This window comes from Oleidesulfovibrio vietnamensis (genome assembly GCF_055388115.1).
In genome coordinates, this window is sequence record NZ_AP042419.1 from 38,631 (window position 1) to 51,300 (window position 12,670).

The following is a 12,670-nucleotide window of genomic DNA, read 5'->3' on the forward strand; positions in this document are numbered from 1 at the left end:
GAATGAATCCTCAAGTGAGCCAGAAAGAAGTCAACGAAGCGGTCTGGAACGTGTGCGACACCTTCCGGGGCGTGGTGGATGCCAGCGCGTACAAGGATTATGTCCTGACCATGCTGTTCCTCAAGTACATCAGCGATGTCTGGCAGGACCACTACGACAAATACAAGGCGCAGTACGGCAACCATCCCGAACTGATCGAAGAGATGATGAAAAACGAGCGGTTCGTGCTGCCCAAGGAAGCCGGGTTTTACTTCCTGTATGACAAGCGCTTCGAGCCCGGAAACGGTGAGCGCATCGACAAAGCCCTGCACGCCATTGAAGAGGCGAACATGGGCAAGCTCAACGACGTGTTCCAGGACATCAGCTTCAACTCCACCAAGCTCGGCGACGACAAGCAGAAGAACGACATCCTGCGGCACATGCTGGAGGACTTCCACAAGCCCGAGCTGAACCTGCGCCCCTCCCGCATCGGCAACCTGGATGTCATCGGGAACGCATACGAGTTCCTTATCAAGCACTTTGCAGCCACATCCGGCAAGAAAGCCGGCGAGTTCTACACCCCTCCCGAAGTCTCGCAGCTCATCGCACAGCTGGTGGAGCCCCAGGAAGGTGACGAGATATGCGACCCGGCGTGTGGTTCGGGCTCCTTGCTCATGAAATGCGGACGACAGGTGAAAGAGCATTTTGGGTCCAAGAGGTATGCGCTGTTCGGACAGGAAGCCATCGGCTCCACCTGGGCGCTGGCGAAGATGAACATGTTTCTGCACGGCGAGGACAACCACCGCGTGGAATGGGGCGATACCCTGCGCAACCCGCTGCTGCTGGAAGGGGACAACAAGCTCAAGCACTTCGACATCGTTGTCGCGAATCCTCCCTTCTCTCTGGAGAAGTGGGGGCATGAACTGGCTGAGACGGATCGTTTCGGACGCTTCCGGCGCGGCATTCCGCCCAAGACCAAGGGCGACTATGCGTTCATCCTGCACATGATCGAGACGCTGAAACCGGGCAGCGGACGCATGGGAGTGGTTGTTCCCCATGGCGTGCTCTTCCGGGGTTCGTCCGAAGGGGCAATCCGCGAACAGCTCATCAAGGAAAACCTCCTCGATATGGTGATCGGGCTGCCTGAAAAGCTCTTCTACGGAACGGGCATCCCGGCTGCGATCCTGGTGTTCCGCAAAAACAAGAAGGACACCAGCGTGCTCTTCATCGATGCATCACGGGACTACCGGGACGGGAAGAACCAGAACTTCCTGCGCGACGAGGACCTGGAAAAGGTCCTGGCCACCGCCAAGGCCCGTGAGAACGTGGACAAGTACGCGTATCTGGCGAGCTTCGACGAACTCAAGGAGAACGACTTCAACCTGAATATCCCGCGCTATGTGGACACCTTCGAAGAGGAAGAAGAGATCGACCTCGAAGCGGTGCTGCGGGAGCGCAAGGCGCTGAAAGCGGACCTGGAGAAGCTGGAAGTGGAAATGGAAGGCTACCTGAAGGAGCTTGGGTACTCTGACGAGGAGCGCGTGTGATGAGCGACAACCTTCCTGCGCCTCAGACAGAATTTTCCGTATTCGCAACCGATGACGGGGGACCGCTGGTTCATGTCCGTCTTCAAGATGACAATGTCTGGCTTACTCAGGCGCTTATGGCTGAAATGTATGGCACCACCCCCCAAAATATCTCCATGCACCTCAAAGGCGTCTATGAGGAGGGGGAGTTGGACGAAGGGGCAACTTGTAAGGATTTCTTACAAGTTCGAACCGAGGGAAATCGTTCGATAAAACGCTCTGTCAAGCATTACAGCCTCGACGCTATTCTTGCCGTGGGCTACCGGGTGAAATCTCCACGAGCCACCCAGTTCAGGCAATGGGCCACCACGACTCTTCGCGAATACCTGGTGAAGGGTTTCGTCATGAATGACGAGCGGTTGAAGGAACCCGCCTGGGATTACTTCGACGAACTGCTTGAGCGCATACGGGACATACGAGCCTCGGAAAAGCGGTTCTATCAGAAGGTTCGGGACCTCTTTGCCCTGTCTCAGGACTACAAGGACGACCCCACCGCTGCGCACAATTTCTTTGCCGAGGTGCAGAACAAGCTGCTCCACGCTGTGACGGGCCATACCGCCGCCGAACTGGTGGTGGAACGCGCCGATCCGAACAAGCCCAACATGAACCTGACAACATGGAAAGGCGAGGTTGTACGAAAAGCGGACGTCATTATCGCCAAGAACTATTTGGTTGAAGACGAAGTGACCGAACTCAACCGCTTCGTCACTATGTTCCTGGACTACGCCGAGGATCGCGTCTCCCAACGCAAATACCTGACTCTCACCGATTGGAAGGGCAACGTGGACCGGTTCATCACCTTCAACGAGCGTCCCCTGCTGGAAGGACGCGGAAACATGAGCCACAAGGCCATGGTGACTATCGCACACGAGCGATTTTCCGAGTTCGACCAGAAACGCAAGGCTCAGGAAGCGATAGAAGCGGACGCCGAAGACCTGAAGGCGCTTGAAGAAGTGGAAAAGCAGGTGAGCAGGAAGAAGGGGGCATAGGTAAGCGTATGGCGAAAAGAAATGGCAGCTATCCTGAGAGTGTTCAACCCGGAGTTCCTCAGCTCTCGAAAACTCCTGCGGGCTGGAGTCGAGTGCCGTTGGGCAAGTTTCTGACGGAGATAAAGCGCCCTGTCGATATGGACGATGACCACCAATATATGCTCGTCACGGTAAAGCGTAGTCGTGGCGGTGCGGAAGAACGGGGAGTGATGCTTGGGCGAGACATCAAGGTGAAATCTCAATTTTATGTTGAGCCCAATGATTTCCTCATATCGAAACGTCAAATAGTTCATGGGGCTTGCGCTTTGGTCCCCAATAACCTTGATGGTGCTATCGTCTCAAACGAGTATTCTGTGCTTGGCACAAACGGCAAATTAGACCTGAACTTCTTAAAATATTTGTCGCACAGTATCTATTTCCAGCAAACTTGTTTCCATTCGAGTATCGGTGTCCATGTCGAGAAGATGATATTCAAATTGAACAGGTGGCTTAAATGGGATTTCAACATCCCCCCCCTCCCCGAACAAAAGAAGATCGCCCGCATCCTGTCCACCTGGGACAAGGCGATTGAGACGGTGGACAAGCTGATCGAGAACAGCCAGCAGCAGAAAAAGGCGCTCATGCAGCAACTGCTGACGGGCAAGAAGCGTCTGCCGGGGTTCCGTGGGGAGTGGAAGAAGGTGCGGCTCAAGGACATTGCTTCCGTCGATAAAAAGTCGCTCGGACGAACCACTCCCGGCGATTTCGAATTTAGGTACATTTCCCTTTCTGATGTGACCCCAGGAGTCATCAATGATGAACTTGAAGTTCATCAATTCTCTTCCTCACCCTCTCGCGCGCGAAGAATAGTTTGTACGGATGATATACTGATGGCGACTGTCCGCCCAAATTTACAAGCGTTTTCACGAATCAGCAAAGATCATGATGGGTGCATAGCGTCAACTGGCTTTGCAGTTGTCACGCCGAAGAAGACTGCAACTAGTTCATATTTATATCATTATCTCTTTAGCTCACACATGACCAATCAGTTGCATTCTTTAGTGGTCGGCTCAAGCTACCCAGCTATCAATGCTTCTGATGTAAAAGGGTTGCGCATTCTTTGCCCACCAAAAGAAGAGCAAGAAGCTATCGGTGCGATCCTAGACAGCGCTGACCATGCGTTAAGCAAGTTGTGCAAATCAAAAACACAACTGCTTCGTGAAAAACAAGCCCTCATGCAGCAACTTCTCACAGGCAAACGCCGCGTTCAGGTAAATTAAACGAGCCACATGCTAGGAGAACAGATATGAATGTGTTGTCTTTCCAAGAAGCAATGACAAAAGCGCAAGCTGCACCCGGCAAAATTCATCTCCTTATTGGAAACGGATTCAGCATAGCTCTTCGCCCGGATATCTTTACCTACGCCTCATTATTTTCCGAAGCGGACTTTGCCCAATCTCCTGCCGTAAAAAGGGTATTCTGGGTTGCCCCTCGAATAAATTGGACACACATTTGGTTGCAGAGAGAGTGACAGGAGGTGTCCATGAGTGAGAAGTCGGTGAAACGTTGGTCGGCAAAGCGTAAGCAGGAAGTGGTTTTGAGGCTTCTGCGAGGTGAAGGCCTGGATACGCTGAGCCGGGAGACAGGGCAGCCGGCATCGGTGTTGTCCCGGTGGCGAGAGGAGTTCCTTGAAGGCGGTATGGCGGCTTTGAAGCGACGTACGGATGACCCGAAAGTCAATGCGCTGGAGAAAGAGCTCAGGCGAGCCAAGCGCCTGGTGGGAGAGCTGATGATGGACAAGGAGCTGCTGGAGATGCGGATTGCCCGGCATGAGGGCGAGCTCCCTTTTCCCAAGCGGAGATCGAATCTGTGAGCAGGGCCTGCTCGGTCTCCGCACGGCGTACGTATGGCAGGGCCCGGGTGTGCCGGTTGTGGGGAGTACCCCGCTCCACCGACTATGCGCGCCGGGTACGCGCGCAGCAGCCAGCCAAGTTCCACCGTCGGGGACGCCGGCCCATGGTTGCTGACGATGTCCTGCTAGAGAAGGTTCGCGAGATGCTGGCCGATGCTGAGTCCTTGGGGTTTCGGGGCGAGGGCTATCGCAAGGTATGGGCACGGCTGAGGCACCATGGCATCCCGGTTTCAAAGGAGCGGGTTCGGCGCCTGATGCGTCAGCACGGCCTGCAGGCGCCACACAGGATGGGTTCCGACCGAGGTCCCAGAGCGCACGACGGTTCAATCATCCCCGATGGCCCTAACCGGATGTGGGGCACCGATGCCACTCAGATCCATACCCGTCGAGAGGGAACGGCGACAGTTTTTGTGGCTGTAGATCACTTTGTGGGTGATGTGGTCGGCATCCATGCCGCGCGTCCTGGCACACGTTTCGAGGCCTTGGAGCCGATCCACCAAGGCGTTCGGGATCTCTATGGTCCTTTGGCAGGAGGCATTGCCAAGGGCTTGGTGCTGCGTCACGACCATGGTGCGCAGTACATGAGTCATGCCTTCCAGCAGGAGCTTCGGTTTCTCGGCATTGAATCGAGTCCCAGCTTCGTTCGGGCACCAGAGGGCAACGGCGTGGCTGAGCGGTTTATCCGAACCTTGAAGGAGCAGCTGCTGTGGGTGCGAACCTTCGATACCGTCGAGGAGCTCCGCCAAGCGCTGCTTGAGTTCAAAGAACGGTTCAACCAGCATTGGCTGCTTCAGCGACATGGCTATGCCACTCCGGCCAAGGTTCGTGCCGGATACATGCCCCTGGCGGAGGCGGCGTGAATTTTGTGCAAAACAGCGTCCAACAATTCAGGGGCTTTACAATTCGAACGACTTGGGACAACCGATTTCGAAGAAGTCGCATGGGCGCTGGAAAAAGCCGCTGCCATCCTCCCGTGCTACAGGAATGAAGATGCGGAAACGCCACATCAAATGAGTAATGATGCAAGTCAGATAAAAGAAGTTCTGATTAAAACAATTGCCGGTAAGCATCCCGCACGACCATTCGACATAAGTGATGAGCAATACGCGCATTGCATTCGTTTCCTTAAGAATTTTCGTGACACTGACGGAAAAATTTACACCTTAAACTATGACATTCTTCTTTATTGGGCTCTTATGAAGGGTAAAAAAGCCGACCTTGGCGATGAATACAAATTGGACTTTGATGATGCATTTCGAAACGACCAAGATGATCCCGACACCCCTTATGTTGTTTGGGATAACGGCAACACTCATGGTCAAAACGTGTTCTACATCCATGGAGCTCTGCACCTGTTCGATGCCGGGCATGAACTTCGCAAATACACCTGGAGCAGAACTGACGAAGCTCTTGTAGACCAAGCTCGCAACGCCATTCACCAGGGTTTGTTTCCTCTGTTTGTTTCAGAAGGAACGTCACAAGCGAAAATGAGCAAAATCACCCACAACGGTTATTTGAATAAAGCACTGAGAAGTCTCAAGGCGAATCCTGGCACTCTGTTCATTCATGGAATGTCACTGTCGGCAAATGACGAGCACATTCTTCGAGCAATTGAAAAAGGAAAGTTTAAAAAGGTGTTCATCGGTATACATGGCAATCCAGACACCGAACGAAATCAGGCCATAGCAGCTCGCGCGGAGATGCTGACTCACAATAACGGACGCCTTGAAGTTCAATTTTACGATAGCACTTCCGCCGAAGTATGGGGAACAGCATAAGGATTTACCATGCACCAGACACCCGAAACCAAAGAAGAATACAGCGCCAAGATACCAGCCCTGCAAGTCCTTTCGAACCTTGGCTGGACCTACCTTTCCTCGTCCGAGTGCCTGAGCAAGCGCGGGTCGAATCGCGAGGTGCTGCTCAAGGACGAGCTGGTGCGTGCGCTGCAATCGCGGCGGTTCGAGTGGGATGGGCAGTGGCATTCCCTGTCCACCAACGCCATCGAGCAGATCGTGCGGGAGCTTTCCACGCCGGGACTGAACGAGGGACTGCTCACCGCCAACGAGCGGATATACGACAAGCTGATCCTGGGCGTTACCGTGAAGGAGTTCATCGGCGGAAAGCCTGTCCAGCCCACCATACCCATCATCGACTGGAACACCCCTGAGAACAACCTGTTCCACGTCACCGAGGAGATGGAAGTCATCTCTTCCGGCGGGACGCACAAGCGCATTCCTGACCTCGTGTGCTTCGTCAATGGTATTCCCCTGGTGGTCATCGAGGCGAAGCGTCCTGAATCCGGCAATCCGAACAAGTCCATGCTGGACGAAGGGATCAGCCAGAACATTCGCAACCAGAAACCCGACGAGATACCGCACCTGTTCTGCTATGCGCAGCTGCTGCTTGCTGTCAGCAATACCGATGGACGCTACGCCACCACCATGACCCCCAAAAAGTTCTGGTCCAAGTGGCGGGAAGAGGAGTTGGACGACGGGCTGTTCCATCAGGTCAAGAACAAGCCCCTTTCGGACGAATCCAAGGACGCCATCTTCAAGGATCGTCCCGCCAGGATGCGAAGCTATTTCGAATCGCTCTGGTCCCAGGATGTGCTCCCCACCGACCAGGACAAGCTGCTAATCTGCTTGCTCGGGAAGGACCGGCTGCTGGAGATGGTCCGATACTTCATTATCTTCGACAAGCGGGTCGGGAAGATCGTGGCCCGGTACCAGCAAGCATTCGGGATCAAGTCCATGCTGGACCGTGTGAAACGCCTGGACAAGCGCGGCAGTCGTGAAGGTGGTGTCATCTGGCATACCACGGGTTCGGGCAAGTCCTTCACCATGGTCTTTCTGACCAAGGCGCTGCTGATGGAACCAGAGTTGAAGAACTGCCGGGTGATCATCGTCACGGACCGGGTGGACCTAGAAAAGCAGCTGTCCAAGGTGTTCCTCACCGGCGGGGCGTTCGGGTCGGTGATCGCCACCAAGAAGGAGGGCGAGAAAGCCCTGGCGCGTTCGGGACGGGACCTGGCCCAGCGGATCGGGAAGGGAACCGAGCGGATCATTTTCACCATCAACGCCAAGTTTAACACCGCGTCCAAGCTGCCCGAGTGCTACAACCCGAGCGACAAGATCATCGTGCTGGTGGACGAGGGGCACCGGAGCCAGGGCGGTGAAACACACGAGCGTATGCGCAAGTCCCTGCCCAACGCCTCCTACATCGCGTTCACAGGCACCCCCCTGCTCAAGGACGACAAGACGCAGAACAAGTTCGGTCCCATCATCCACGCCTATACCATGCAGCGGGCAGTTGAGGACGGGACCGTGACGCCGCTGCTCTATGAGGAACGCCGTCCCGAGCTGGACGTGAACGAATCCGCCATAGACAACTGGTTCGACAAGATCACCGCCAAGCTGACCGAGGAGCAGCGAACGGACCTCAAGAAGAAGTTCGCGAACAAGGGCGCTATCTACGGGTCCGAGAACCGGATCGAACTCATTGCCTGGGACATCGCCACCCACTTTTCGGACAATATCAAATCGCTTCGCATGGGGCTCAAGGGACAGCTTGCCACCGACTCGAAGCTGAACGCGATCCGCTTCAAGAAGTTCCTTGACCAGACGGGGCTGGTGACGAGCGCGGTGGTCATCTCGCCTCCTGATACCCGAGAGGGGCATTCCGAGGTGAACGAATCGACCCTGCCGGAAGTCCAGCAGTGGTATAAAGGCACCGTGGGCAATTCTTCCAATGCCGAACAGTACGAGCGTGATGTCATCGAGAGCTTCGCCAGCGACGACGGCGTGGACATCCTGATCGTGGTGGATAAGCTTCTGACCGGATTCGACGAGCCGAGAAACACGGTCCTGTACATAGACAAGCCCTTGAAGGAGCACAACCTGCTCCAGGCAATCGCCCGAGTGAACCGGCTCCATGAAGCCAAGGACTACGGGCTGCTCATCGACTACCGGGGCATCTTGCAGCAACTCGACACCACCCTGAAGAGCTACCAGAATCTGCAAGAGCGGACTCAGGGCGGGTACGATGTGGACGACATCGACGGGCTCTACCATCAGGTCAGCACGGAGTATAAGAGACTGCCCGACCATCACAAAAAGCTGTGGTCGTTTTTCAAAGACGTGCAGAACAAGCAGGACCTAGAGCAGTACCGCCAGGTGCTCATGCCCCACTATACCGAGGACGACGAGGGGACCAGCGTCGATACGCGCCAGAAGGTCCGTGAGGATTTCTACCAGGCGCTGACGGAGTTTGGTTTGTGCCTGAAGATAGCCCTTTCATCCCGCTCTTTTTACGAGGACGGGAGCTTCAGCGAGAAGGACATCAACACCTACAAGAAGGACCTCCGTTTCTTCACCAACCTGCGAAAGATAGCCAGACAGGACGCCCAGGAAACCGTGGACTATAGCGCCTACGAGGAGCAAATCCGCAGACTCGTGGACAAGCATGTGGTGGGTGAATCCATCCAGGAATCGGAAGGGCTGATCGCCATCAACGAAATCACCCAGGAGAACCCCGAGGAATGGACCAAGGAAAAGACGCGCAACGAAACGGACATCATCCGCACACGGGTCAAGAAGACCATCGAGCAGAAACTTGGTGATGACCCCTATGCGCAGAAGGTCTTTTCCGAACTGCTGCGTGAAGCGATCTCCCAGGCCGAGCAGATGTTCAACCACCCCTACAAGCAGTACACGCTGCTCAAGGAATTCGAAGAGCAGGTCAACAGTCGTTCCGTCGCGGGCATACCTGAGGAATTGGGAAAGAGCGAGACAGCCAAGGCGTATTACGGAACCTTCCGTCTGGTGCTAGGTGATGACCATTTCGAAGCCATTGCGCCGGAAGAGAAGAGCCAGCTTGTCGAGGAAGCCAAGACCATCGACGCCATTGTCAGTAACGCCGTTGCCGAGCACTCCCTGAACCCGCAGTCCATGGAAGCGTCGATCAAAACGGGCATCCTGCCGAGACTGTTCAAGCTGATGGGCCTGGAGAAAGCCAAGGACGTCATAGAGCATATCATCCAGATTACCCGTGTGCGTTTGGCCCATGGAAATGAATAGGATCATCATGCAGACCATCTCCTATGGCGAAGAGCGGATTCGCTATCAGGTCTGTCAAGTCCCGGATCGCGAGGGCAAGGTGGCTATCCATGTCCACCCTGACGGATCGGTCCAGGTGGACGCGCCGATGGACGCAGAACTGGACGAGATAAAGTCTGCTGTTCAGAAACGCGCCCGGTGGGTCATGGGGCATATCGTCAAGGCGCGGGAGCTGCGTGAGTATGTCCTGCCGCGTGAGTACGTCAGCGGAGAAAGCCACTACTACCAGGGGCGACGGTATCAGCTGAAGGTGCTTTCCACTGAAGCGGCGGGCGGATCGGTCAAGCTCCACCGGGGCCAGCTCATGGTGGAAGCGAACGATGTCAGCCCTGTGCGTGTTCGCAAGCTGCTCAGGGATTGGTATCGAGCACGGGCAAGGGACTACTTCTCCCGGCGACTGAAGGACATTGCCGCCAGAGTCTCGTGGCTGGCTGAAGCGCCTGAATGGCAATTACTGACGATGAAAAAGCAATGGGGCAGCTGCTCTCCCAAGGGGATACTCTCGCTCAATCCCCATCTCATCAAGGCGCCCCGGGAATGCATCGAATACGTCCTTCTCCATGAGCTGTGCCACCTGCAGGAGCACAATCACAGCCAGCGGTTTTACCGTCTGCTCTCAGAACAGATGCCACAATGGAAGTCAGTGAAAGCCAAGCTGGACGGGATGTCCGAGCTGTTGCTGAACGAGTAAAGCCAAAAGTCAATTCGACCTCTTTTCATCGCACATTTGCCAGCAGAACCAGCCCCCAACTATTTCTTCGGACAACCATTCGGTCAACCGAAGTCGCTTGTTTTGCACTGGACCCGTCCTGCCAAATTATCCGTGACCAACGCTCAAGCCCGAGGATACCCTCCAGGATTCACCATCCCCTTACCCTGGAGGAGCCCCAATGAGCTTGGAAAAATTCGAAATCATTTATTCCTACACCCGGAAGCAAGCCTTGCATCCCCCGTTGCGCCACAGGTGGTCCGGTCAGCTGTCGCCTTCGGGCGTACGGGGCGGCTCGTTATGCGCGGAGCAGTGCAGTACAGCGCGCTGCAGGCGTATCTATGAACGATGCGCTGCGCGTATTGAGGGTGCAGGGAGATCATCTCCCTGCCCGCCGGAGGCTGTTTTTGTTTCAGGGTTTGTATGTCTCCGACGGGCAAGGGGACTGATTCCCCTTGCATCCCCCGTTGCGCCACAGGTGGTCCGGTCAGCTGTGCGCTTTCGTGCGTATGGGGCGGCTCGTTATGCGCGGAGCAGCGCAGTACAGCGCGCTGCAGGCGTATCTATGAACGACGCTATGCGCGCAGTGAGGGTGCAGGGAGATCATCTCCCTGCCCGCCGGAGGCTGTTTTGTTTCAGGTTTTGTATGCCTCCGACGGGCAAAGGGAATGATTCCCCTTGCATCCCCCGTTGCGCCACAGGTGGTCCGGTCAGCTGTGCGCTTTCGGGCGTACAGGGCGGCTCGTTATGCGCGGAGCAGCGCAGTACAGCGCGCTGCAGGCGTATCTATGAACGATGCGCTGCGCGCATTGAGGGTGCAGGGAGATCATCTCCCTGCCCGCCGGAGGCTGTTTTGTTTCAGGGTTTGTATGTCTCCGTGTTGCGGTGCGGCGGTAAGTAGGGCTTGGGTGCGTGTAAGAATGGTGGCTGTTGAGAAAAGAAAACCCGCATTATGCGGGTTTTAGGATGTAGTATATTGACCGGCGGGGTATGCTTTCGGGCGCAGAGAAGCAGGCCGCAGTAGCGGCCGCAAAAAAAGTGCGGTTTTGTGCCGTTACTTCATGCGGTAGGTTATGCGACCACGGTTCAGGTCATACGGCGACAGCTCCACGCGCACTTTGTCTCCGGGCAGTATGCGGATATAAAATTTACGCATTTTACCGGAAATATGAGCGAGTACTGTGTGGCCGTTTTCCAGCTCTACCTGAAACATTGCGTTAGGCAGAGCTTCCTGAACGATTCCGTCAACTTCGATGGCGTCTTCCTTCGCCATGACTCCTCCTGATGGCTCCGTGCGGTATGAGCAATGCGGCGCAAAAACACCGCAAAACCAACGCAATCGCCATTCCACAAAAAAAGAAGCCTGTCAATAAAACAGATGGTTACTCTGTTTTTAACGCGGCCTGCTTTTCATTTTTCATGGCAAAGCCTACCAGTACGAGCCCGCCGAGGATCATGGGCAGGCACAGAATCTGTCCCATGGTAACCCAGCCGAATGCCAGATAGCCGAGATGCAGATCGGGTTCGCGGAAGAATTCCACAAAGAAGCGGAAGCTGCCGTACAGCAGCAGGAACATGCCAGAAACCGCCATGCGGGGCCGTGGTTTGGCAGAGAACAGCCACAGAATTATAAAGAGAGCGACACCTTCGAGCGCGGCTTCGTAAAGCTGCGACGGGTGGCGGGGCAGCGGTCCGGCGCCGGGAAACACCATGCCCCATTCAGCGGAGGTATGTCTTCCCCACAGTTCACCGTTTATAAAGTTGCCCAGCCGTCCGGCAAGTAGGCCCGGAGCTACCAGAGGCGCAGTGAAGTCTCCTACTTCAAAAAGGGACTTACCTGTGTGGCGGGCAAATAGCCAGATGGCAATGATGACACCCAGCAATCCCCCATGAAAGCTCATTCCCCCGTTCCATATTTTGAAAATATCCAGTGGGTTGTTTAAAAAGTATGACGTTTCGTAAAACAGTGTGTAGCCCAGTCTGCCACCCAGAATGACACCAAAAACGCTGTACGTTACCAGATCGTCAACCTGTTCTACTGTCCAGCCGGACCCCGCCTTGAGAGCGCGCGACCGGGCAAGCAGCCACGCGGCAACGAAACCCAGAATATACATGAGTCCGTACCAGCGGATGTTCAGCGGTCCGAGCGTAAAGGCTACAGGGTCAAAAGCGGGATATTTGATCATTCACTTCTCCGACGTGTGTGCTGTGTGAGTAAAAAGTACCGAGTGCCCGACATTGGTAGGCTTGCGGTGTTTTTTTTGTCAATCTAAGGAATAATATCACAAACAGCGCATATCCGCGCAGAAAGCCAGTTTGCTGTTTTATATGAAAAATAAAGTTGTGAATTACAGCGGGGGGCAGTTTTGCGAGGTGCCCAGAAGGCGGCTGCACACGCG

The 12,670-nt window shown here is 55.2% G+C and carries 9 protein-coding genes and 1 pseudogene; 8 read left to right on the plus strand and 2 right to left on the minus strand.

What is annotated here, in order from left to right:
* Nucleotides 1-2: 2 nt before the first annotated feature.
* From ACZ5D1_RS00190 to ACZ5D1_RS00225, 8 genes and pseudogenes are all read left to right on the plus strand, one after another.
* Nucleotides 3-1,526, plus strand: a complete 1,524-nt coding sequence (locus ACZ5D1_RS00190) for a type I restriction-modification system subunit M (protein ID WP_464555525.1) — start codon at nucleotides 3-5, stop codon at nucleotides 1,524-1,526.
* A complete protein-coding gene (locus ACZ5D1_RS00195; RefSeq protein WP_464555527.1) occupies nucleotides 1,526-2,554 on the plus strand; it encodes a virulence RhuM family protein in 1,029 nt (342 codons plus the stop codon). The genes ACZ5D1_RS00190 and ACZ5D1_RS00195 overlap by 1 nt, the downstream gene beginning before the upstream one ends.
* Before the next feature lie 8 nt (nucleotides 2,555-2,562).
* Entirely contained in the window at nucleotides 2,563-3,813 is a 1,251-nt protein-coding gene (locus ACZ5D1_RS00200; protein WP_464555529.1) for a restriction endonuclease subunit S, read from the plus strand.
* 26 nt (nucleotides 3,814-3,839) lie between these two features.
* Nucleotides 3,840-4,064 carry a hypothetical protein gene (locus tag ACZ5D1_RS00205; RefSeq protein WP_464555531.1) on the plus strand — a complete coding sequence of 75 codons (225 nt, stop codon included), beginning with the start codon at nucleotides 3,840-3,842 and terminating at the stop codon, nucleotides 4,062-4,064.
* A gap of 12 nt (nucleotides 4,065-4,076) precedes the next feature.
* Nucleotides 4,077-5,305 (plus strand): annotated as a pseudogene (locus tag ACZ5D1_RS00210) (IS3 family transposase).
* 3 nt (nucleotides 5,306-5,308) lie between these two features.
* Nucleotides 5,309-6,223: a DUF4917 family protein gene (locus ACZ5D1_RS00215; protein WP_464555533.1), complete on the plus strand. Its 915-nt coding sequence runs from the start codon at nucleotides 5,309-5,311 to the stop codon at nucleotides 6,221-6,223.
* Between the two features lie 9 nt (nucleotides 6,224-6,232).
* Complete coding sequence (locus ACZ5D1_RS00220; RefSeq protein ID WP_464555534.1) at nucleotides 6,233-9,523, plus strand: type I restriction endonuclease subunit R; 3,291 nt, start codon at nucleotides 6,233-6,235, stop codon at nucleotides 9,521-9,523.
* Between the two features lie 7 nt (nucleotides 9,524-9,530).
* The gene (locus ACZ5D1_RS00225) at nucleotides 9,531-10,253 is read left to right on the plus strand and encodes a M48 family metallopeptidase (protein ID WP_464555536.1); all 723 of its coding nucleotides are present in this window, start codon (nucleotides 9,531-9,533) and stop codon (nucleotides 10,251-10,253) included.
* Between the two features lie 1,072 nt (nucleotides 10,254-11,325).
* Here ACZ5D1_RS00225 and infA read toward each other — a convergent pair.
* Nucleotides 11,326-11,544, minus strand: a complete 219-nt coding sequence (gene infA, locus ACZ5D1_RS00230) for a translation initiation factor IF-1 (RefSeq protein ID WP_011369410.1) — start codon at nucleotides 11,542-11,544, stop codon at nucleotides 11,326-11,328.
* 109 nt (nucleotides 11,545-11,653) lie between these two features.
* The gene (gene lgt, locus ACZ5D1_RS00235) at nucleotides 11,654-12,457 is read right to left on the minus strand and encodes a prolipoprotein diacylglyceryl transferase (RefSeq protein ID WP_464555538.1); all 804 of its coding nucleotides are present in this window, start codon (nucleotides 12,455-12,457) and stop codon (nucleotides 11,654-11,656) included.
* Nucleotides 12,458-12,670 lie beyond the last annotated feature (213 nt).

What these genes read in the sequence shown, in the direction of transcription:
- ACZ5D1_RS00190 (WP_464555525.1), top strand. Translation starts at nt 3, where the DNA reads ATGAATCCTCAAGTGAGCCAGAAAGAAGTCAACGAAGCGGTCTGGAAC.
- ACZ5D1_RS00195 (WP_464555527.1), top strand. Translation starts at nt 1,526, where the DNA reads ATGAGCGACAACCTTCCTGCGCCTCAGACAGAATTTTCCGTATTCGCA.
- ACZ5D1_RS00200 (WP_464555529.1), top strand. Translation starts at nt 2,563, where the DNA reads ATGGCGAAAAGAAATGGCAGCTATCCTGAGAGTGTTCAACCCGGAGTT.
- ACZ5D1_RS00205 (WP_464555531.1), top strand. Translation starts at nt 3,840, where the DNA reads ATGAATGTGTTGTCTTTCCAAGAAGCAATGACAAAAGCGCAAGCTGCA.
- ACZ5D1_RS00220 (WP_464555534.1), top strand. Translation starts at nt 6,233, where the DNA reads ATGCACCAGACACCCGAAACCAAAGAAGAATACAGCGCCAAGATACCA.
- ACZ5D1_RS00225 (WP_464555536.1), top strand. Translation starts at nt 9,531, where the DNA reads ATGCAGACCATCTCCTATGGCGAAGAGCGGATTCGCTATCAGGTCTGT.
- infA (WP_011369410.1), bottom strand. Translation starts at nt 11,544, where the DNA reads ATGGCGAAGGAAGACGCCATCGAAGTTGACGGAATCGTTCAGGAAGCT.
- lgt (WP_464555538.1), bottom strand. Translation starts at nt 12,457, where the DNA reads ATGATCAAATATCCCGCTTTTGACCCTGTAGCCTTTACGCTCGGACCG.